At 72.0% G+C, this 21,253-nt stretch carries 19 protein-coding genes and 1 pseudogene; 13 read left to right on the top strand and 7 right to left on the bottom strand.

The annotated features are described in order from the left end of the window. Both xdhB and IF88_RS0135195 read right to left on the bottom strand, forming a co-directional pair. Positions 1-2,400 carry a xanthine dehydrogenase molybdopterin binding subunit gene (gene xdhB / locus IF88_RS0135190; protein WP_030722170.1) on the bottom strand — a complete coding sequence of 800 codons (2,400 nt, stop codon included), beginning with the start codon at positions 2,398-2,400 and terminating at the stop codon, positions 1-3. Beyond that, positions 2,397-3,878, bottom strand: coding sequence for a xanthine dehydrogenase small subunit (locus IF88_RS0135195; protein ID WP_107050700.1), 1,482 nt, complete (start codon positions 3,876-3,878; stop codon positions 2,397-2,399). The genes xdhB and IF88_RS0135195 overlap by 4 nt, the downstream gene beginning before the upstream one ends. Before the next feature lie 519 nt (positions 3,879-4,397). On the opposite strand from IF88_RS0135195, the gene IF88_RS0135200 reads away from it, so the two are divergent. Both IF88_RS0135200 and IF88_RS44625 read left to right on the top strand, forming a co-directional pair. Further along, positions 4,398-6,839, top strand: a complete 2,442-nt coding sequence (locus IF88_RS0135200) for a SpoIIE family protein phosphatase (RefSeq protein WP_030722175.1) — start codon at positions 4,398-4,400, stop codon at positions 6,837-6,839. Positions 6,840-6,882: 43 nt separating this feature from the next. Next, positions 6,883-7,047, top strand: a pseudogene (locus tag IF88_RS44625) (ATP-binding cassette domain-containing protein); the annotation flags it as partial. Positions 7,048-7,049: 2 nt separating this feature from the next. Here IF88_RS44625 and IF88_RS0135205 read toward each other — a convergent pair. Next, positions 7,050-7,370 carry a PucR family transcriptional regulator gene (locus tag IF88_RS0135205; protein ID WP_420711026.1) on the bottom strand — a complete coding sequence of 107 codons (321 nt, stop codon included), beginning with the start codon at positions 7,368-7,370 and terminating at the stop codon, positions 7,050-7,052. Positions 7,371-7,929: 559 nt separating this feature from the next. Continuing rightward, positions 7,930-9,048, bottom strand: coding sequence for a nucleotide disphospho-sugar-binding domain-containing protein (locus tag IF88_RS0135215; RefSeq protein ID WP_030722181.1), 1,119 nt, complete (start codon positions 9,046-9,048; stop codon positions 7,930-7,932). A gap of 469 nt (positions 9,049-9,517) precedes the next feature. On the opposite strand from IF88_RS0135215, the gene IF88_RS0135220 reads away from it, so the two are divergent. The 6 genes from IF88_RS0135220 to IF88_RS0135245 all read left to right on the top strand — a co-directional run bounded on the left by IF88_RS0135220 (position 9,518) and on the right by IF88_RS0135245 (position 13,574). Then, positions 9,518-9,895 carry a BlaI/MecI/CopY family transcriptional regulator gene (locus IF88_RS0135220; protein WP_030722184.1) on the top strand — a complete coding sequence of 126 codons (378 nt, stop codon included), beginning with the start codon at positions 9,518-9,520 and terminating at the stop codon, positions 9,893-9,895. After that, positions 9,895-10,233 carry a M48 family metalloprotease gene (locus IF88_RS42590; protein WP_030722187.1) on the top strand — a complete coding sequence of 113 codons (339 nt, stop codon included), beginning with the start codon at positions 9,895-9,897 and terminating at the stop codon, positions 10,231-10,233. Before IF88_RS0135220 ends, IF88_RS42590 begins: the two co-directional genes overlap by 1 nt. Before the next feature lie 298 nt (positions 10,234-10,531). After that, the gene (locus IF88_RS0135230; RefSeq protein WP_051838109.1) at positions 10,532-10,993 is read left to right on the top strand and encodes a MarR family winged helix-turn-helix transcriptional regulator; all 462 of its coding nucleotides are present in this window, start codon (positions 10,532-10,534) and stop codon (positions 10,991-10,993) included. A 75-nt stretch (positions 10,994-11,068) separates the two neighbouring features. Further along, complete coding sequence (locus IF88_RS0135235) at positions 11,069-11,773, top strand: VanZ family protein (RefSeq protein WP_030722194.1); 705 nt, start codon at positions 11,069-11,071, stop codon at positions 11,771-11,773. Positions 11,774-11,782: 9 nt separating this feature from the next. After that, positions 11,783-12,478, top strand: coding sequence for a response regulator transcription factor (locus tag IF88_RS0135240; RefSeq protein WP_030722197.1), 696 nt, complete (start codon positions 11,783-11,785; stop codon positions 12,476-12,478). Further along, complete coding sequence (locus tag IF88_RS0135245; RefSeq protein ID WP_030722201.1) at positions 12,471-13,574, top strand: sensor histidine kinase; 1,104 nt, start codon at positions 12,471-12,473, stop codon at positions 13,572-13,574. Before IF88_RS0135240 ends, IF88_RS0135245 begins: the two co-directional genes overlap by 8 nt. A 419-nt stretch (positions 13,575-13,993) precedes the next feature. Here IF88_RS0135245 and IF88_RS0135250 read toward each other — a convergent pair whose 3' ends face one another. Next, on the bottom strand, positions 13,994-15,139 hold the full coding sequence (locus IF88_RS0135250; protein ID WP_030722203.1) for an RNA polymerase sigma factor: 1,146 nt from the start codon (positions 15,137-15,139) through the stop codon (positions 13,994-13,996). Then, on the bottom strand, positions 15,139-15,555 hold the full coding sequence (locus IF88_RS0135255) for a YciI family protein (RefSeq protein WP_030722205.1): 417 nt from the start codon (positions 15,553-15,555) through the stop codon (positions 15,139-15,141). The genes IF88_RS0135250 and IF88_RS0135255 overlap by 1 nt, the downstream gene beginning before the upstream one ends. A 133-nt stretch (positions 15,556-15,688) precedes the next feature. On the opposite strand from IF88_RS0135255, the gene IF88_RS0135260 reads away from it, so the two are divergent. From IF88_RS0135260 to IF88_RS0135280, 5 genes are all read left to right on the top strand, one after another. Beyond that, positions 15,689-16,474, top strand: coding sequence for an alpha/beta fold hydrolase (locus IF88_RS0135260; protein ID WP_030722207.1), 786 nt, complete (start codon positions 15,689-15,691; stop codon positions 16,472-16,474). Between the two features lie 101 nt (positions 16,475-16,575). Further along, positions 16,576-17,046 carry a hypothetical protein gene (locus tag IF88_RS0135265; RefSeq protein ID WP_030722209.1) on the top strand — a complete coding sequence of 157 codons (471 nt, stop codon included), beginning with the start codon at positions 16,576-16,578 and terminating at the stop codon, positions 17,044-17,046. A gap of 52 nt (positions 17,047-17,098) precedes the next feature. Beyond that, positions 17,099-17,479, top strand: a complete 381-nt coding sequence (locus IF88_RS49725) for a hypothetical protein (RefSeq protein ID WP_030722211.1) — start codon at positions 17,099-17,101, stop codon at positions 17,477-17,479. A gap of 281 nt (positions 17,480-17,760) precedes the next feature. Then, positions 17,761-19,047 carry an extracellular solute-binding protein gene (locus IF88_RS0135275; protein ID WP_051838111.1) on the top strand — a complete coding sequence of 429 codons (1,287 nt, stop codon included), beginning with the start codon at positions 17,761-17,763 and terminating at the stop codon, positions 19,045-19,047. A gap of 214 nt (positions 19,048-19,261) precedes the next feature. Continuing rightward, the gene (locus tag IF88_RS0135280; RefSeq protein WP_030722217.1) at positions 19,262-19,693 is read left to right on the top strand and encodes a hypothetical protein; all 432 of its coding nucleotides are present in this window, start codon (positions 19,262-19,264) and stop codon (positions 19,691-19,693) included. Between the two features lie 131 nt (positions 19,694-19,824). Here the strand turns inward: IF88_RS0135280 and IF88_RS0135285 are convergent, their stop codons facing one another. Further along, entirely contained in the window at positions 19,825-21,066 is a 1,242-nt protein-coding gene (locus IF88_RS0135285) for an IS701 family transposase (RefSeq protein WP_030722220.1), read from the bottom strand. Between the last annotated feature and the right edge of the window lie 187 nt (positions 21,067-21,253).

Here is a 21,253-nt window from a genome sequence, read left to right on the forward strand (position 1 = left end):
TCAGACATTGCTGAAGGCGCTTGCTTCGGCGTGGGCCTCGCCGGCGCCGGGGGCGTGACCGCCGTGCCGCGCACCGCCCCCGCGGACCGCTTCGATCGCCCAGTACACCGCCTCCGGTGTCGCGGGGGAGGCGAGTTCCACACTGACTCCGGCGGGCCCGAACTCCCCTGCCGCCTGCCGCAGGGCCTCCCGCACCGAGAACGCCAGCATCAGCGGAGGCTCACCCACCGCCTTGGACCCGTAGACCGCGCCCTCCTCGGTGGCGTTCTCCAGCAGCCTGACGTGGAACTCCTCGGGCATCTCCGAGAAGCTCGGCAGCTTGTAGGTGCTCGCGGCCTGGGTCAGCAGACGGCCGCGGTTCGGCCCGTCGCCGGCGTCCCACCGCAGGTCTTCCAGCGTCAGCCAGCCCGCGCCCTGCACGAAGCCGCCCTCGACCTGACCGATGTCGATCATCGGGGAGAGGCTGTCGCCGACGTCGTGCACGATGTCCACCCGCCGGATCCGGTACGCGCCGGTGAAGCCGTCCACCTCCACCTCGGTCGCGGCGGCGCCGTAGGAGAAGTACTTGAACGGGGAGCCTTGGAAGGCCTTCGCATCCCAGTGCAGGCCCTCGGTCCGGTAGAAGCCGGCCGCCGACAACTGGACCCGCTGGAAGTACGCGGTGCGCACCAGCTCGTCCCAGGCCAGCTCCTTGTCATTGCCGAGGACGCGCGCGACGCCCTCGACGATGCGCACGTCCGAGGCGTTCGCACCGAGCTGGGTGCCGGCCACCCGCAACAGCCGCTCGCGGATCTGCTCGCAGGCGTTCTTCACCGCCGCGCCGTTGAGGTCCGCCCCGGCACTGGCGGCGGTGGCGGAGGTGTTGGGCACCTTGTCCGTGCGCGTCGGGGCCAGCCGCACCTTGTGCAGCGGGACGCCCAGCGTGGTGGCGGCCACCTGCAGCATCTTGGTGTGCAGGCCCTGTCCCATCTCGGTGCCGCCGTGGTTGATCAGGACCGAGCCGTCCTTGTACACCAGCACCAGCGCGCCGGCCTGGTTGAAGGCGGTGAGGTTGAACGAGATGCCGAACTTGATCCCGGTGACCGCGAGCGCCCTCTTGGTGTGCGGGTGAGCGGCGTTGAAGGCCGCGATCTCCTGCCTGCGATCGGCGATGGCGGCGTCCTCCCCGACCTGCCGCCAGACGGTGGAGATCCGTTCGGGGTGCAGGACCGGCTGTCCGTACGGCGTGGACTGGCCCTGCCGGTAGAAGTTGCGCTCGCGCAGCTCCATCGGATCCAGGCCGAGGAGCGGAGCGCACCGGCCCATGATGTCCTCGATCACCAGCATGCCCTGCGGTCCGCCGAAGCCGCGGAAGGCGGTGTTGGAGACCTTGTTGGTCCTGGCGATGCGCCCGGCGATGCGGGCGTGGGGAATCCAGTAGGTGTTGTCGATGTGGCACAGCGCGCGGGCCACCACCGGCTCGGACAGGTCCAGGCTCCAGCCGCCGTCCGCGGTCAGGGTGGCGTCCAGGGCCTGGATGCGGCCCTCGGTGTCGAAGCCGATCTTCCACGTGGCGTGGAACCCGTGGCGCTTGCCCGACATGGTCAGGTCCTGGGTCCGGTTGAGCCGAACCCGGACCGGCCGGCCGGTCAGCCGGGCGCCGAGCGCGGCGATGGCCGCGAACCCGTGCGGCTGCATCTCCTTGCCGCCGAAGCCGCCCCCCATCCGCAGGCACTGCACGGTCACCTCGTGGCTGTGCAGGCCGAGGACGTGCGCGACGATCTCCTGCGTCTCCGAGGGGTGCTGGGTGCTGCTCTGGACGAACATCTGCCCGTTCTCGTCGACGAGGGCCAGCGCCGCGTGCGTCTCGAGATAGAAGTGTTCCTGGTCGGAGAACTGGAACTCGCCGGTGAACACGTGCGCGGAGTCGGCGAAGCCGGCGTCGACGTCGCCGGTCACCATCACGGGCCGGGCGCCGTGGAAGCTCTCCGCCGCGATCGCTTCCGTCAGCGTGATCACGGAGGGCTTCTCGTCGAGTTCCACCTCGACGGCCGCCGCCCCGAGCCGGGCCGCCTCCAGGGTCTCGCCGAGCACCCAGGCGACGGCGTGGCCGTGGAACATGACCTCGTCGGGGAAGAGCGGTTCGTCGTGCTTCATTCCGGCATCGTTGACGCCGGGTACGTCGGCACCCGTCAGCACGCGGACCACACCGGGCACGGCGAGCGCGGGCCCGGTGTGCAGCGCGGTGATCCTGCCGTGGGCCTTCATGACCTGGACCGGGCGGGCGTGCAGTACGTCCTTGGTGCGGTGGACGAGGTCGTCGGTGTAGAGCGCGGCACCGGTGACGTGCAGGTTCGCGCTCTCATGGGGCATCGAAAGGCCGACGACGGGCTTCTCGGGGCGTTCGGACAACTGGCTCATGACGACACCGCCTCGGTGGTTCGCGCGTACATCTTCAGCAGGCTCTGGCCGAGCATCGCGGAGCGGTAGCCGGCGCTGGCGCGGTGATCGTCCATCGGAGTGCCCTGAGCCCGCAGCACCCGGGCCACGGCCTCGACGGTCTCCGCCGTCCACGGCTCGCCCTCCAGGGCCGCCTCGGCGGCGAGGGCGCGGATCGGAGTGGCGGCCACGCCGCCCAGGCCGATGCGTGCCTTGCGTACGGTCCCGTCCTCGATGTCGAGCGCGAAGGCGACCGCCACGCTGGAGATGTCGTCGAAGCGCCGTTTGGCGATCTTGTGGAAGGCGGTGACCGGCGACAGCGGCAGCGGGACGCGCACGGCGCGGATCAACTCGCCGGGACGGCGCACGCTCTGCCGGTAGCCGGTGAAGTAGTCGCAGAGGGGTACCTCGCGCTCGCCGTCGGCGTCGGCGAGCACCAGCGAGGCCTCCAGCGCGAGCAGTACCGGCGGGCTGTCACCGATGGGGGAGCCGGTACCGAGGTTGCCGCCGAGGGTGGCGCTGTTGCGGATGAGCCGGGACGCGAACTGGGGGAACAGCTCTGCCAGGACGGGGACGCTGCCGTCGAGGCGGCGTTCGATCTCCGTGAGCGTCAGCGCCGCCCCGATCTCGACGCGGTCGGATTCGACCCGCAGTTCCCGAAGTTCGGGCAGACGGTCGACCGCGACGACGCAATCCGCCCGGCGGGACCGGATGTTGACCTCCACGCCCCAGTCGGTGCTTCCGGCGACGACCACCGCGTCAGGCCGCTCGCGCAGCAGCCGCAGCGCGTCGGACAGGGTGCCCGGCCGCAGGAACGCGCGGTCGTCGCGGGTGTACGCGGTGGCGACGGGTGCGGGCGGGGACTGCTCGCGGCGCTGCGCCAGGGGGTCGTTCCCGAGGGGGGTGCCGACGGCGAACGCGGCATCGCGGATCGGGCGGTAGCCGGTGCAGCGGCACAGGTTTCCGCTCAGCGCGTGCAGATCGAAACCGTTCGGACCGTGCTCGGAGTCGGCGGCGGTGCCTTCGGCGGCCTCCGCCTCCGCCTTCGGGTGCGCGCAGCGGTCGGGCCGGTAGTACTCGGAGGCCATGCTGCAGATGAACCCCGGTGTGCAGTAGCCGCATTGGGAGCCACCGCGGACGGCCATCTCCTCCTGCACGGGGTGCAGCGCGGCCGGCTCGCCGGACGCGCCGGCGGTGGCGAGGCCCTCGGAGGTGATGACCTCCTGGCCGTCGAGCGCCGCGACGGGGACCAGACAGGCGTTGACCGCCACCCAGTCCGTGGGCTTGTTCACCCCGGGACGTGCCACCAGGACGGCGCAGGCGCCGCATTCACCCTCGGCGCAGCCCTCCTTCGTGCCCGTGAGACCGCGCTCGCGCAGGAAGTCCAGCACCGTGGTGTGGGGTGCGGCCGGTGAGATCGGTGCTTCTTCCCCGTTGACCGTGATAATCGCCATGTACAGGAGCTTTCTCTCTTCGTGGTCGCGGCTGGGCATACCGGAGCGCGACACATCGGCACACAAGGAAGTGCCGTGGGTGAGGGCAGAGATGAGAAGGCGCCGGGGCCGCGATCGGGCACTCCGGCGAGGGGGCTGTTCAGCAGCCGTGCGCTACACGACCCGGAGCCCAGGCGATCTGGTGTGCGGGGCGGGGCAGTTCGGAGAAGGTGGACATCCGGCCTCGCCTCCTTCCAGCAGCTCATGGGCGGGTGCGGTCGAAGTTACGTTGCCGTTGGTTGATCGGTCAAGCCGCTCTGGGGCGATTCCACGAAGGCCGGCCCGCGCGTGCGGCGGTACTTCGTACGCGCAGCCAGTTGTGTCCCCATCGACCCCGCCGCATCCTTCCGTCACACTCACTTCACGCAGCGTAGTGGCGTCCGGCCCTCCGCACCGCGTTCCGACTCGCCCGAACCGTCCCGGACGCGACAGCATGGAGGGAGACGGCGTACCGCGGGACGCCCTCGGCAGGAGGCGACACGGACGGTGACCAGACATCGCTTTGCGTTCTGCGGGGCCGAGCTCGCCGCTGTCTACGTGGTCGCCGACCAGGACAGGGAACTCCATCTGGCCGAGCTGACCGGAAACCGCGGGGTCCTCTACGGACTGCCCGCGATCCTCGCCGTGGCCGGCCATTCGCCCGCCGCCAACGCGTTCCGCTCCGGCCGCCCGCTGTGGCTGACGCCCAAGGAGCTCGCCACCTTCATCGAGGAGGATCCCCACCACATCCCCACCCGGGTCGGCAACGGCGCCCCCCAGTCGCCGGCCAGGATCTCGCTGGGCGCGCTGCCGCTGGGACACGGCGACCAGGAGCTCGGGTGCCTGATCGTCGCCGGCGAGGTCGGGGACGGCTTCAGCGCCGACGACCGCAGCCTCCTGGAGCTCTACGCCGATCAGGTGGCCGCCGGACTCGAATCGGTCGCCGCCCGCTTCGCCGGACGCAAGGCCCCCCAGGCACATCTGGGCCAGTCGCTGGTGCCCGACCAGGGCGGCGCGTTCATCCTGGAACTGAGCACTGGCCGCATGGAGGCCCACGCGCACGTGCTCGAACTGCTCGGTCTGCCCCCCGAGCAGTTCGACGGGCAGGTGGAGACCCTGCTCGCCTGCGCCGTTCCCGACGACATGCCCGCACTGATGGCGCTCGTGGAGCCGGACCGGCTGGCCGCCGCGGGCGGACAGCAGCTGGCGTTCCGCATCCGCCGGCCGAACGGCGAGCTGCGCTGGCTCGGGCTGCGCTGCCGTGTGGAGGTGGACCCCACCGGCACACCCCGGCGCGTCCTGGGCGTGGTGGCCGATGCCACCTATCTGCGCCCCAGTGCCGACGAGGTATCCGTCGTGCAGCGGCTGTCGGCCACGCTGGCGGGCGCGGCGACCATCCGCGAGGTCAGCCGACTGGTGGTCGCCGCCCTGCGCGAGCCGCTCGGCGCCTGCCGGGTCGCGGTCGGCGAACTGGAGCTCGAACGGCTCAGGGTCACCGCCCTCGACCCTCCCGAGCCCGACGCCTGGCCCGAGGTCTGGCGCTCGGAGTGGCGGTCCGAGTGGCCCGACGTCGCGCTCAGCGACCTGCCCACCCTGCAGAGCGCGCTGCGCGGCGGACACATGAGCCTGTGGCCGCCGGGCGCGGATCTCGAACCAGGTCTGCTGGGCGTCGGGCCCGGTGGTCTCGCGGTGCTGCCGCTGCCCGCCGAAGGCCGGATGATCGGGGTGTGCCTGGTGGGGTGGGCCACGGAGCACCGGTTCGGACCCGAGGAACGGTCGCTGCTGACCGCGACCGCGGGGCTGGCGGGGCAGGCACTGGTGCGCGCCCACGCACTGGACGCCGGGCACGAACTCGCCACCATGCTCCAGCGCAGTCTGCTGCCCCGCAAGCTCCCGGAGCTGCCGGGCGGGGTCGCCGTGGCCCGCTACCTGCCCGCGACGGCCGGCCTCGAGGTCGGCGGCGACTGGTACGACGTCATTCCCCTCGGCGACGCGCATGTGGCCTTCGTCATCGGGGACGTACAGGGGCACAGCGCGGGGGCCGCCACCATCATGGGCCAGATGCGCACGGCGGTCAGGGCCTACGCGGTGGAGGGCCACCCGCCCGACGTGGTCGTCGCGCGGGCCAACCGGCTGCTCGTCGGCATGGAGACCGACCTGTTCGCCACCTGCGGGTACGTGGACCTCGACATGGAGGAGGGCATCGCCCGGGTCGTACGGGCCGGCCATCTGCCGCCGATCCTGCGCCATCCCGACGGCGTCACCGAGGAGATGGCGGTCGAGGGCGGGCCTCCTCTGGGCGTGCTGGAGGCAGCCGAATTCCCCATGACCGAGATCGGGTTGCTTCCCGGGACCCTGCTCATCCTGCTGACGGACGGTCTGGTCGAGTCCGCCAGGCTGCATCTGGAGGAGGGCATGCGGCGGGTGTGCGACGTGGCCGCCGAGGCCGACCCGCTCGATGTCGGAGGACTGGCCGATGAGTTGGTCATGCGCGTGGGCCGTCGCGATGACGACGTGGCGTTGCTGCTGCTGCGCTACGACGGCACCCGGGGCCGGCCGAAGCGGAGCCACTGGACGGTGTGGCGGCTGCCCAAGGCGGTCCTGCACGCGCGCCGCTTCACCGCGCGCACCCTGCGGGCCTGGGGAGTGGTGGAGGAACTCGACACGGCTCTGCTGATCGTGTCCGAGCTGGTCACCAACGCCATCGCGCACACCCAGGGCGAGGTGGGGATGGATCTGACCCTGTCGACGGACCGGCTGCGGATCGCCGTGAACGACGCGTCGCCGCGCAGCCCCGTCAGACCGGTGTCGGTGAGCTGGGAGGCGACCGGCGGTCGCGGGCTGCTCATCGTCGAGGCGACGGCGATGGCCTGGGGCTCGGTGCCGCTCAGCGGCGGCAAGCAGGTGTGGGCCGAGATCCCCTGGCGCCACGAGGACCCGGCTCAGTGAGCCCATGGCCCCGGCGGTGCGTGCCCGGCCGGGAGCGCGCCGGGTGCGAAGCGGACCGGGGCCTGGAAGCGGGCCTGGCGGGCGGCGCGGCGGAAGACGGCCGGTGCTGCGGGACGTGGACCTGACCGTCGAGGAGGGTGAACTGTGCCTCGTCGTCGGCCGCACGGGCGTCGGCAAGTCCACCCTGCTCGGCGCCGTCAACGGCCTGCCTCAGCCGGCCCTCAGGGCCGCGAGGAAGTCCAGCCTGGTCTCCAGCCCGGCCAGGCTCCGGCCGGTGAGCCGCTCGATGCGGGCCACGCGCTGGCGCAACGAGTTGACGTGCAGGTGGAGTCGGGCCGCGCAGGCGGTCCAGGACCCGTCGCAGTCGAGGAACGCCTCCGGCGTGGCCAGCAGCTCGGTCCGGTGGTGGCTGTCGTGATCGCGCAGGGGGCCGAGGAGACGGGCGGCGAAGGCCCGCCGGGTCTCGGCCGGGATGAGGGGCAGCAGTGTCAGGATGTGCGACGTGAGGTCGTCGGGGCCGCGCGTGGTCACGCGCTCCGGGCCCTCATGGGCGACCCGCAGCGCGGTGCGGGCCTCGTCGAGGCTCGGCGTGCGCCCCCGGGCTCCGCCACCGGGAGCTGACGCCGACGGAGACGCTGCCCGACGGGCCGAGCCAGCGCCCGAGCACCGCGGCGAGCCTCCGCTGGAGGGCGGCGCAGTCGAGGCCCGGTTCGGGGAGCGCCCTGGCCGACCCGAACGCCCCGTACGGGGTGCGCGGGATCGGCGAGGCCCCGACCCTGTCGTCCACTCCGGCCGTGGTCGCGGCGGTCCGGAATGCGACGGGGCTGGAGCTGAACAGGACGCCGGTCCGCCCTGAGCACCTCACCGGGACCTGACCCGCCCCACGCCGGACCGGGCGCTCAGGACGCCTCGGCGCTACCAGCGGACATGTCGCGCGCGGCGGAGCGAGCCCCGGGCGCTGCGCGACGCCGACGGTGACGGCTCCGCCGACGCCCTGCTCGGTCAGTCGAACTGACCGGAGCGACAGCGTGGCGGCATACGGCGCCGTCACCCGCCCGCTTGCCCGGGGCCGGCTTGCCCGGGGTCGGCGCTACCGGAGGGCCTCGAAGGAGGCGACCAGGTCGGTGGGGGAGGGGAGCGCGGATATGTCGGCCTGGATGGTGGCGGCGGCCTTGCGCAGGTCGTCGTCGGTGAGGAGGCGGGCGAGCAGGTCGGCGTCCACGCTGTCGCCGCTCGCGCGGAGGGCGAAGCCCAGGCCCGTCCCGGCGTCGACGTTGATGAAGTGGTCGGCGCCCTGCGGGAGGATCAGCTGGGGGACGCCCCTGGCGGCGGCGGTGAGCATGGTGCCGGAGCCGCCGTGGTGCACGACCGCGTCGGCGGTGTCCAGCAGCTGGGCCAGCGGCACCCAGGGCAGCGGGCGGACATTGGCGGGGAGGGTGCCGAGCGGGCTCAGGTCGGTGTCGCCCACGGCGAGCAGGAACTCGGCGTCGACGGAGGCGGCTTCGGCGATCACTCGGCTGACCGGGTCGACGCCCGCGAAGGCGGTCACCACCGTACCGAGGGTGACGGCGATCCGGGCCCGGGAGCCCCGGGCCACGAGATCGCGGGGCACCGTGCCGCCACCGTTGTAAGGGACGTAGCGGACGCGCAAGCCGGTGCCGTCCCCGCCGAGGGAGGCGGGCACGACGTCGAGGACCGTACGGGTCGCCGGGCCTTCGAGCCCGCGGGCCCGGTACTCGTCCGCCAGGACGTCGGCGAGCCGGCCGACCATGTCGGAGCCGGACATCACACCGAAGTTGTGCACCACGGCGGGTATGCCGAGGGCCGCCGAGACCAGGGGTGCGGCGGCCTGGAAGGCGGCGTGGACGATGAGGTCCGGCTGCCAGGCGGTGGCGACCGCGAGCAGGCCGTCGATGGTGACCCGGCTGTGCTCCGCGAAACCGGCCGCGGCCTGCCGCTGGATGTCCTCCGGGCTCTTGCCGTCCGTGACGAACTGCGGCTCGGTGCTGTCCGAGGCGCGCCGGAAGGCCTCCATCAGTGTCGAGCCGTCGCCTATCTCGACGGTGGGGATGCCGGTCTGCCGCAGCTGGTCGAGCGGGGCCGAACCGGCGAACAGCACCTGGTGCCCGGCGGCCTGGAGCGCCTGGGCGGTCGGCACCATCGGGAACAGGTGGCCTGCCGCAGCGGGGCCGGTGAACAGTACGCGCACGGCGTTACTCCTCGGGTGGAGCTCCTTGATTCTTCTTCCAGATCTTCGAACGCGCGTGCCGCGGCGTCAGTTTCCGCTCGGGTGGGCGAATTTCAGCCGATTCTGGTAGGCGCTGACCGACACGCTTCACCGAGGGACGAACGCGCCCCACGGGAACAGCGGCACCGGGTCGGAGCGATGCGAGCTCCCGGTTCCGGGGGACCGCATCGGCGAGCAGGCGCGCCCGCGTCGTATACCAGGGTGAACAGGGCGAACGGGGTGGCCATCAGCCGTGCGGCGCGGCGCGGGGGAAGCGCGGTGAGGGGCATCGGCGGGTCACCAGTGGGTGCAGCGGCGTCATTGACTACGGATGTAGACGGTCTACATCGCTGTAGACGATTGGGTGGGGTTGTGCCCGTGGGTATGCGAGCGCCCCCGTAGAGTTGGCTAAGGCAAGGCATACCTATTCATCGAGCAGGGCGGTTTCGGGATGGTCGAGGACGGCGCGGACGCGAGGCGTCCGCACGGTGAACTCGTCGCGGACGTGCTGGCGGTCCTGTGGGCGGCCGAGGGGCCGTTGACGCCGCAGCAGATCAACGCCGCGCTCGGCCGGGACCTGGCGAGGACGACGGTGACGACGATCCTGACCCGCCTGTACGGGAAGGGGACGGTCGTCCGCACCCGCCAGGGCAGGGGCTTCGCCTACGCCGCCGCGGACGACGCCGCCGGTCTGGCGGCCGGCCGCATGCGCCGCGAGCTGGAGAAGGAGCCGCAGCGCGACCTCGTGCTGAAGCGGTTCGTGTCCTCGCTCTCCGGGGACGACGAGGAGGCGCTGCGGCGCCTGCTCCTGGAGTCCGAGGAGGGCTGATGGCCCTGGCCCTGGCCGTGGTCGTGCTGACCCTGGCGCTTCCGCGGGGAGCGGTGCCGGCCACCCGCCGGCTCGCCGCTCTTCCTGCCGCCGCGGGAAGCATGCGCGGCGCTGACCGGGGCCGCGCTGTTTCTGGCCGGCGGCGCCGTGGCAGCGCCCCGGGTCGGCGCGGGCGCGGCGGCCGGGTCGTGGTGACCAAGGGCATCGTGGAGATGCTCGGCCCGGCGGAGCGCGCGGTGTTGTTCGCCCACGAGCAGGCCCACCTGCGCGCCGTCACCATCTGCTGTCCGCCGCCGCCCACCTCGCCGCCGCGGTGCATCCCGTCCTGCACGCTCTGAGCCCGGCCCTGGACTTCCACCTGGAGCGGTGGGCCGACGGGTCGGCCTCCTCCTCGGTGGGCAACCGGCGGCTGGCGGCGACCGTGATCGCACGCGCGGCGCTGGCCGCCCGAACTCGCCGCCGAAGGCCTGCGGGCTCGCCGAACCAACGAGTGACGACTTCGATGTAGACCAATTGACGGGGTACAAGTAAGCTCAGGCTGGGTTTATTTCACCTGCCTCCTCAGGCCGGAGCGCCTGCGAGTCCGTGTGTCCTGGGTCGGAGGTGACGTCCCCCTCCCCAGTGATTGGATGCGACGTGTACGACAGGGGGAGCGGATCGTCGAGTCCCGCCGAGCAGACCGTGCACCTCCTGGCGGCGGCCGGCCGGGCCGTGGACGTGCTGCTGGCCGAACGTTCGGACGCGCGCGGGATGAGCCCTCGCCACGTGACGGTCCTCAGGACCCTCGCCGACTTGGGGCCGCACGCCCGCCGCGATCTGGCCGAACGGATGGACGCGCCGCCGGCCGACGTCACGCGGGTGATCGACGACCTCCTCGCGCAGGGCCTCGTACAGGACATGGTCGTCACCATCGGCGGCCGGCACGAGGTGGTGACGCTCACCCCGGCCGGTACGGCGGCGCTGGGGGCGGTGCAGGACGACACGCTGTCGGTGCAGAACGTACTGCTGGCCTCCCTCACCAAGGGTGAGCGCACCCAGCTGCACTACCTGCTCCGACGGGTGTGCGCCACGGCCGCCCGCGCCGGCGCCGCGCGCTGAGAACCGTCCCGCATATCGTGAACGTATCGAAAACCGCATACGCCCCTGCAACGGCCCTCCGACTCCAATGAGGGCATGAACCACACCGCATCCCGGTCGGCACCGTCCCGCCGCGCGCGCCGGACCGTGCTCATCGGCCTGGCGGTCCTCGCCTTGGCGAGCGCCCTGTTCGTCATACGGCGACCGCTCATGATGTCCGCTCCGACGTGCATGGCAGGGCGGTGGCACGGCTGCTTCGACACGTTCAACGGTGTGGTGCTGATGACGCTGGTCGCGCTGCCGGCGGCCGCGCTGGTGGCGTGGGCGCCGGCACACCGTCGGCGTGCCGCCGGCGTCGGGTCGGCGTGGCGGATGTCGCTGGCCGAGGTGGGCATGGTCCACGGGACGGTGCCGTTCGTCTGGATGACCATGATGCCGGGCGGTGGCGCCGGCGTCGCCCCGGCCCGGGTGAGCCTGGTACCGCTGCGGGACCTGGTCACGATGGGGCCGCTCGGGATCGGCGGCAACCTGCTGGTCTTCGCGGCGCTGGGGTTCTTCGCCCCGATGCGGTTCGCCGCACTGGCGTCCGTCCCGCGGATCCTGGCGCTCGGGGCGGGCTGCTCGGTCCTGGTCGAGACCGCGCAGTACGTCCTGCGGCTGGACCGGGTGTCCTCCGTGGACGACGTACTGGTCAACGCCGTCGGCGCCGTGCTGGCCGGGCTGGCGTCGCGCCGCTGGTGGCGCACCCCGGCTCAGGTGCCGTCGGACCGGCCTCGCCCCGTGCCGGAACCGGTTGCCTAGGCTTCGGACATGCGCGTCCTGATCGTGGAGGACGAGCCCTACCTGGCGGAAGCCGTCCGGGACGGTCTGCGGCTGGAGGCGATCGCCGCCGACATCGCCGGCGACGGCGACACGGCCCTGGAACTGCTCAGCGTCAACTCCTACGACCTAGCGGTCCTCGACCGCGACATCCCCGGACCCTCCGGCGACGAGGTCGCCCGGCGCATCGTCGCCTCCGGCAGCGGCATCCCGATCCTGATGCTCACCGCCGCCGACCGGATCGACGACAAGGCCTCCGGCTTCGCACTCGGCGCCGACGACTACCTCACCAAACCGTTCGAGCTGCGGGAGCTCGTCCTGCGGCTGAGGGCGCTCGACCGCAGACGCGGGTACGCCCGGCCCCCGGTCCGCGAGATCGCGGGACTGCGGCTCGACCCCTTCCGCCGCGAGGTCTTCCGCGACGGGCGCTACGTCGCGCTCACCCGCAAACAGTTCGCCGTGCTGGAAGTCCTCGTCGCCGCCGAGGGCGGGGTCGTCAGCGCCGAAGAGCTGCTGGAACGGGCCTGGGACGAGAACGTCGACCCCCTCACCAACGCCGTGCGCATCACCGTCTCCGCACTGCGCAAACGGCTCGGCGAACCGTGGATCATCGCCACCGTGCCCGGCGTCGGCTATCGCATCGCCACCCGGCCGGAGGCCGGAGACGAGGGAGCGGACCGTGGATAGGGCGCGCGGGCTGAGCGTCCGCTCCAAGCTCACCCTCAGCTACGCCGGATTCCTCATGCTCGCCGGTGTCCTGCTGCTCGCCGCGGTGTGGGTGTTCCTCCTGCGCTACGTCCCCGACCGCGCACTCATCGTCCCCGGCTCCACCGGCAACCCCACCCACGGCGTCTTTCCCGTCCGGTCCAACCTCCTGCGCGTGTTCGCTCCGAGGGCAGCCGCGGTACTGGCGTTCCTGCTGGTGCTCGGGCTCGTGGGAGGGTGGCTCCTCGCCGGCCGGATGCTCGCACCTCTGACGCAGATCACGGATGCGGCACGGAAGGCCGGGAGCGGGTCGCTGTCCCACCGGATCCGCATGAGGGGCCGCCGGGACGAGTTCCGTGAACTCTCCGACGCGTTCGACCTGATGCTCGAACAACTCGAGTCCCGCGTCGCCGAGCAGCGGCGGTTCGCCGCGAACGCCTCCCACGAACTGCGCACCCCCCTCGCCATCTCGCGCACGCTCCTCGACGTCGCCCGCAAGGACCCCACGCGGGACCGGGACGAACTCATCGAACGCCTGCACGCCGTCAACACGCGGGCGGTCGACCTCACCGAGGCCCTCCTGCTGCTCAGCCGCGGCGACCGCGGGAACTTCCGCCGCGAGAGCGTCGACCTCTCCCTCATCGCCGAAGAAGCCGCCGAAACGCTGCTGCCCCTCGCCGAACAGCGCCGGATCACGCTCGACGTCACCGGCGGGGCGGCCCGGACCAGCGGCTCCGCGGAGCTCCTGCTGCGGATGGCGACGAACCTCGTCCAGAACGCCGTCGTCCACAACCTCCCCGCCGACGGCACCGTGACGGTCCACACCGAGGCGTACGGCGACACGAGCGTGCTGCGGGTCGAGAACACGGGCCGCGTGCTCCCGCCGGAACTGGTACCGACCCTCGTCGAACCCTTCCAGCGCGGAACGGAACGCGTACGTACCGACGAGCACGCCGGTGTCGGCCTCGGCCTGGCCATCGTGCACAGCATCGTCCGCGCCCACGACGGCACCCTCGACCTGGACGCCCGCCCCGTCGGCGGCCTCCTCGTGACGGTCCGGCTGCCCGGCACGCCGTAGGCATCGTCGCGACCCGCGTGGCGCCGAAGTCCCGCAGCCGTTCCCTGCCCCGGTTGACATCCCGGTCGTGGGACCGGCCGGTGGAGTCGAGTGTCGCCTCGAACGTGGGGGGCGGTTCGTTGTCCGGGTCCGGAGGCCGGAGGTAGAACGCCGCCACGGCCGCCACCGCCGCGAGGGGCGCGGCCAATGCCGGCCACGGGCCCGGGCGGTTGCCGTCGCCCGCGAAGGCCGCGACGAACAGCAACAGGGCCGCGGGAACGAAGAGGAACATGCCGATGACGGCGCCGATCAGGGACCAGGCGAGCAGGCCCGCCCCGGCGGCGAGGCACGCCCGGGAGAACCCCCTTCGGCCAGTCGCGCATCAGGAGCGGGCAGGCGGCCGCGCCCGCGCCGAGGACGAAGTACCCGCCCAGGGGAAGTCAGGGGCGCCGCATGGTGTTGAGGCGGGCGGCTTGGCGGGTGAGGTGGTCGCGCTCGGCCGTGTTGGGGGCCTTGCGGGCCGCCTCGACGTACAGCCGTGCCGCCGTTTCCAGGTCGCCGTCGCGCTCGTGGAGGTACGCCGCCACCGCCGCGTGCCGGGGCAACGCGGCGTCCAGCGCCGCGAGCGCCGCCAGACCGGCGCGCGGTCCGTCGGCCTCGCCCACGGCCACCGCCCGGTTCAGCCGGACGACCGGGCTGTCGGTCAGGCGCGCGAGCTCGTCGTACCACTCGACGATCTGCACCCAGTCGGTCTCCTCGGCGCTGCGCGCGTCGCCGTGGAGGGCCGCGATGGCGGCCTGGGCCTGGAACTCGCCCAGCCGGTCGCGGGCGAGGGCCGCCTGCAGGATCGCGACCCCCTCGGCGATCGAGGCGGTGTCCCACCGGCCCCGGTCCTGCTCGGCGAGCGGCACCAGGCTGCCGTCGGGCGTGGTCCGGGCGGCCCGCCGGGCGTGGTGAAGCAGCATCAGGGCGAGCAGCCCGGCCACCTCGGGGTGGTCGATCGAGGCGGCGAGCTGCCGGGTGAGCCGGATGGCCTCGGCGGCGAGGTCGACATCGCCCGAGTAGCCCTCGTTGAAGACCAGGTAGAGGACGCGCAGCACGGTGCCGACGTCGCCGGGCTGGTCGAACCGCACGCCCGAGACGGTGCGCTTGGCCCGGCTGATGCGCTGCGCCATGGTCGCCTCGGGCACCAGGTAGGCCCGGGCGATCTGGCGGGTGGTCAGCCCGCCGACGGCGCGCAGGGTGAGCGCGACGGCGGCGGACGGGGACAGGGACGGGTGGGCGCACAGGAAGTAGAGCTGGAGCGTGTCGTCCGCGGCGGGCGCGGGGCCGGGCGCCGGTTCCTCCTCGACGAGGTCCTCGCGGCGGCGGCGGGCGGTGTCCGCCCGGGTCGCGTCGAGGAACCGCCGCCACGCGACGGTGATCAGCCAGCCCTTCGGGTCCCGCGGCTGGTCGTCCGGCCAGACGCGGACCGCCTCGACCAGCGCGTCCTGTACGGCGTCCTCGGCCGCCGCGAAGTCGGCTCCGCGGCGGACGAGGACGGCGAGCACGCTCGGGGTGAGGCTCCTGAGCAGGACCTCGTCCATCAGTGGCAGGACTCCGCGATGGTGGGGGGCGCGGCCAGGAACGGGCGCAGCTCCAGCCACTCGTGGATCGGCTCCCCGCCCGCCCCGGGGGCGGCCGACAGCTCCCCGGCCAGCTCGACGGCGCGCTCGTAGCTGTCGACGTCGATCACCATCCAGCCGGCGATGAGGTCCTTGGTCTCGGCGAACGGGCCGTCGGTGACCGGCGGCCGCCCCTCGCCGTCGTACCGGACCCACGTCCCCTCGGGGGCGAGCGCCTGACCGTCGACGAACTCGCCGGTCCCCTCGAGCCGGGTCGCGAAGTCGCGCATGTACTGCACGTGCGCCGTGATCTCCTCCGGCGTCCACTTGTCCATGGGGACGTCATTGGCGGCAGCCGGCGCGCCGCGGTAGTGCTTGAGCAGCAGGTACTTGGCCATGGTGACCCTCCTCGGTGCGGTGCGACCCATTGTGGTCGCCTTCACCCCTGGGACGGAGCCGGTCCCGGGTTCTCGACATCCTCGCCCGAAGTTGTTTCCGGCTTTCCACGCCGTGCGCGTCTAGCATGCGGGAATGGAGATCAGTGTGGGCCGGGTGCCGGTCCACTACGCGGAGCACGGGACCGGTCGGCCCGTGTTGGTGCTCCATGGCGCCGGAGTCGACCACCGTGAGACCGAGGCCTGCTTCGAGCCGGCTTTCGCGGGCGCCGCGGGGCTGCGGCGGATCTATCCCGACCTCCCCGGAATGGGCCGCACGGCCGCCCCCGAAACGCTGCGCAGCGCCGACGACGTGCTCGACACGCTGCTCGGCTTCACCGACGAGGTCACGGGCGGGGCCGCGTACCTCCTCGTCGGCCACTCGGCGGGTGCGTACTTCGCGCAGGCGATGGCGGCGAGGCGCCCGGGGCAGGTCGCCGGCTTGGCGCTCGTCTGCCCCTTGGTGCCGGAACTGCGCGACGTGCCGCAGCACCGCGCCGTCGTCGGATCGGGGGAGCTCGGTGACGAGGTCTTCCGGAGCTACTTCGTGATCCAGACCCCGGAGATGCTCGAACGGTACGAGCGGTACGTGGCCCCGGCCGCCGCGCTCGTCGACGAGGCGGCGATGGAGCGCATCGGCGAACGGTGGGCCCTCACCCCCGATCGCACGCCCGGTCACCGGGCGGCCTACGCGGGTCCGACCGTGGTGGTGGCGGGGCGGCTGGACTCCACGGTCGGGTACGCCGCTGCCGTCGGCCTCCTCGACCACCACCCGCACGCCTCGCTCGCCGTGGTCGACGAAGCGGGACACGCCCTGCCCCACGAGCAGCCGGACCTGCTGCGCGCCCTCCTCGCCGAGTGGCTCGCGCGCGCCGAGCGCTGACGCGGTCGGCGCGCGCGCCCGGCCGGGCGGACCGACGTCCGTTTGACAGGGTCCGAAGCGGTGGCAGGGTGGTACATGGGGTCCTTCCCGGGAGGTTCCGCATGGCATTCGGTTGGGCATGGGATTCTCTGGCGCGGCAGCTTCCGCTCAGGGTGACGGCCGGCACCTTCTTCCTGAGCTCCGGCCTCTCGAAGCTCGGTGCGGACGAGGCCACCGCCGAGGGACTGCACCAGTTCGCGGCCACCACCTACCCGTTCCTGGGTGAGCAGGACGCGCAGAAGTTCGTCCGGCTGCTCTCCGCCGGGGAGCTCGCCATCGCCACGGCGCTGCTCGTGCCGATCGTCCCCGCCGCTGTCGCCGGGGCCGCTGTGACCGCCTTCTCCGTCGGCACCCTGGGGCTGTACTTGCGGACGCCGGGGATGCGGGAGGAAGGCAGCCTGCGTCCCACCGAGCAGGGAATCGCCCTGGCCAAGGACGTATGGCTGCTGGGCATCGGCGTGTCCCTCCTGGTGGACGGCGTCAACGGACGCGGCTGTCACCGCCGTCAGCGCCGTCACCGCTGCCACCGGTGACCCAGGTGACGCACCACGGGCACGAGCACGTCGGTCAGGTGCGCGCACGCCCGTGACAGAGCGGTTCTTCGAGCCCGGGCCACACCGCCGCGGAGTTCCGCGCCAATCAGACTCGATCCGCGCCAACATCGCGTACGGGATCCCCGACGCGACCGGCACCCAGGTCCGCGAGGCGGCCCGGCTCGCCCGGGCGGACGAGTTCATCGACCGGCTCCCCGACGGGGCACCCGGCCGTCACCTCGGCCATCATCGGACCGCGCACCTTCCGGCAGTTGGAGGCCGGCCGGGCGCCGACCGGGTGCGGTTGAGCACGGACGTGCTCGACCGCACCGACAAGTTCGTGCCGCCGGGCACCAGCCTGTCCACCCGGGATGCCGGAGACGTGCCGCCCGCGCTGTCGGACCCGCTGCTCCGGCGCCGGCCCCGCGCCTGACCACAGGGGCCGCCGTCCCCGCCGTCCCCGTCGTCCCCGCCCGGCGGGGGCGGCGGCCGGGCGCGTGTGGATCCTCTACGCGCGTCACAAGGGCCCGCCCCATGTCGGAACCCACAAGCGGGAGATATTGCGGTTGGATCATCGACCACACATGCCCCGCGAGTGGAATCAATCACTCCAACATCGGGAGATGATTCCGGCCACCGGGCCGCCGGGCACCCGCCCCCGGCCGGTGTGCGCTACGCGCAGCGACATCCGAGCGACATCAGGGGAATACACCCGTGCGACGAAAGACCTTCGGCGAGGCCGCCACCGCGGTTGTGCTCGGCCTGCTGATACCACTGTCCGGATGCGGCAGTTCGGGAGACGGGGCGGGGGACGGCGGTACGCTCCGCCTGGTGGCCGCCGAGTACGGCGATACCCCGGCCACCAGTTCCAAGGCCTACTGGGACAAGGTGACCGGCGATTTCACCGCCGCCAACCCCGGTGTGAAGGTCGAGGTCCGGCTGTTGCCGTGGGCTGACATCGACCGCGAGGTCTCCCGGATGGTCAAGGAGGGCAAGGCGCCCGACATGGCGCTCATGGGCTCCTACTCGGACTTCGCGGCCCAGGGCAAGCTCTACTCCGCGGAAGAGCTTCTCTCGGTCGGCGCCGAGGCGAACTTCCTGCAGCCGCTCGCCGAGGCGGGGACCGTCAACAGCCACCTCTACGGACTGCCCTTCGTGGCGAGCACCCGTCTCCTGTTCTACAACGAGGCGCTCTTCGACAAGGCCGGCATCAAAAAGGCCCCCAAGACCTGGTCCGAACTCAAGGCCGCCGCCAAGGCGCTCAAGGACAAGGGCGTGAAGTTCCCGTACGCCATGCCCCTGGGCCCGGAGGAGGCGCATGCCGAGGCGTTGATCTGGGAGCTCAGCAACGGCGGTGGCTACGCCGACGCCAGCGGCAACTACAGCCTCGACTCCGAGAAGAACATCCGGACCTGGCAGTGGGTCAAGGACAACATGGTCACCCCCGGACTGGTCGGGCCCACCCCGCCGTCCCGGCTGAACCGCGCCGACGCCTTCGCCGCGTTCCTGCGGGGCGAGGTCGGCATGCTCAACGGCTACCCGTCGCTCGCCCACGACGCGGCCGCGAAGGGCATCACGGTCGGCGCCGTCGCCATGCCGGTCTCCGACTCGCTCGGTACCGCGGAGAGCCCACCGACCGTGGGCGTGGCCGACTGGATGGTGGCCTTCAAACAGAACGGCAAGGGCGCCGAGATCGGCAGGTTCCTGGAATTCGTCTACCGGGACGAGAACCTGGCGGACTTCGTAGGCCGCTACCACCTGCTGCCCGCCACCGCCTCCGCCGCGCGCACCCCGGCCGGCGGCGGCCTCAGCCAGACCGACGAGGACTTCCTGAGCGCGCTGCGCACCGCCCGGCTCTACCCGGTGAACGACCCGTCGTGGGTGACGGTCAGCGACACGATCAAGCGCAACATCGGACGCGCCGTGGAACCGGGCGGCGACCCGAAGGCCGTCCTGGAGGAGATCGCGAACAAGGCGGTGGAGGTCGGCGACAAGAGCTGAAGGCCCGCCGGCAGGCGCCCCTAGTAGTGCTTGGTCAGGTGCGGCCTGCGTCTGCGTGTCGGATGCGTCGAGCGCGTTTGCGCTCGACGAACTGTTCGCTTGCGGCGTCCCCGAACGTCCGGCCTGGCTGTTCCTCTTACGATGGTCGAATCGACAGAGGAGCAGTGTGGATCTCAGACCGCCGGTACCGGCGCGGAGACTTGGACCGCATGCGTTGACCGAGGACGGGATTGCGGCGTTGCTGGCCCGTTACGAGTTCGGTGACTCCTGCGTCCGCCGGGTCATGCTTGATCAGGAATTCGGTCCACAGGCGCGGGGGCGAGTTGCCAGGCTCGTGATCGATGCCCGGGTGATGGACGAGGGCCTTCGATGGGAGCCAGTGTGCCTGGACCTGTTCGGAGTGGAGCGATTTCGAATCGACGAGAGCCGTGGCTTCGCCTGGGCACTCTACGATCCCCCGCAGTTCACCCGCTTCGACGGGCTGTTGCAGGTGGACTTGTGCGCCGAACGCTTCGGCAACCCGCACCCGAGGAACGCGCAGGAAGTCTTCGAGGGCTCCGAGTTGGTATTCGCTGCGGCCGACGGCAGTTGGAGTGCCCTCCAGCCCTGGGGATCAAGACGCTGTCCTGATCGGTTCGAGCCTTGACGCGACGCGGACTGGATTGCCGCCGGTGGAGCGTGGCGGCGGCGGTGCGGGTATGCCGCGGTGGCAGGTAGGGCAGGCGCCATTCCAAGTGGCCAGGAGGATCTGTAGTTCGCGGACGATCCTGTAGAGGCTCAGGCCGGCGCCGTGTCTTTTGGGGCTCTGGCCAGTCGTTGCAGGGTGCAGAAGGCGTGGGCGACGGAGACGAGGGTGACGTGGTGGTGCCAGCCGTTGAAGGTGCGGCCCTCGAAGTGGGCGAGGCCCAGGGCCTGTTTCATCTCGCGGTAGTCGTGTTCGATGCGCCAGCGGAGCTTGGCGAGGCGGACCAGGGTGGTCAGCGGGGTGTCTGCGGGCAGGTCGCAGAGCCAGAACTGGACAGGCTCGGCCTGGTCGGCCGGCCATTCGGCCAGGAGCCAGCACTCGGGCAGCTCCGGGCCGTCGGCCGCGTGGCGGACCTCGCGTCCGGCAGGCCGGATCCGCAAGGCCACGAACCGCGAGTACATCCGCTTCAAGCCGCTGCGGCCCGTGCCGGGCCGGGAGCCCTCACGCCACTGCACCGGCTTCGCCGCCTTCCGGCCCGCCGCGATGACGAGCTGTTTCACCGACTGCGGCTTGTCCGGGTACTTCGCCACCGGCCGGCGTCCGACCCCGGAGTACGGGTCAGCCACGGGCACCGCGTGGCCGGGCTGGGCCGAGAGGGTGGTGGAGACCCCCACGACGTAGCCCAGGCCCCGGGCCTGCAGCCCGTGCCGGAACGCCGCCGCGTCTCCGTATCCGGCGTCCGCGATGGCCAGCGGCACCTCGATGCCCCACGAACGGGTCTCATCCAGCATGTCCAGGGCCAGCTGCCACTTCTCCACATGCCCGATGTCGTCGGGAATGCCGCAGGCGGTGCGGCGGGCAACCTTGCCGGGGTCCGCCCTCGGCGAGGCGGGGTCCCAGGTCTCGGGCTGGAACAGCCGCCAGTTGACCGCCGCCGAAGCATGATCCGAGGCCAGGTGCAGTGAGACCCCCACCTGACAGTTGGTGACCTTGCCCGCGGTACCGGTGTACTGCCGCGACACGCATGCCGAGGCGTTGCCGTCCTTGAGGAACCCCGTGTCATCGAAGATCAACGTGGTCGGCCGGATGGCCGCTTCCATCTTCCAGGCCAGCCGGGCCCGCACATGCGCCGGATCCCACGGGCTCGTGGTCACGAAGTGGGCCAAGGCCTGCCGGTTCCCGTCCTCCCCGAGCCGGGCCGCCATCGGCTCGACCGACTTACGCTTGCCATCGGTCAGCAACCCGCGCAGGTAGACCTGCCCCCACCGACGCTGATCGTTCCTCGCGAACGGCTCGAAAACCTCCGCCGCGAAATCCTCCAGATCACACCGCATCGCGGCCAAGACCTCAGGCGTCACACCCAATCAACGACACAGCCCATCATCTGGACACGCCACCAGAGACGGAACCTGACCAAGCCCTACTAGGCACTGTCTTCAAAGAGTTCTGATGGGGGATCATGTGTCGCATGGTGCGTCGTCATGAGCTGTCGGATCTGGAGTGGGAAGCGTTGTCCGCGCT

It is taken from the genome of Streptomyces sp. NRRL F-2580, from assembly GCF_000720115.1.
In the GTDB taxonomy this organism is placed as follows: domain Bacteria; phylum Actinomycetota; class Actinomycetes; order Streptomycetales; family Streptomycetaceae; genus Streptomyces.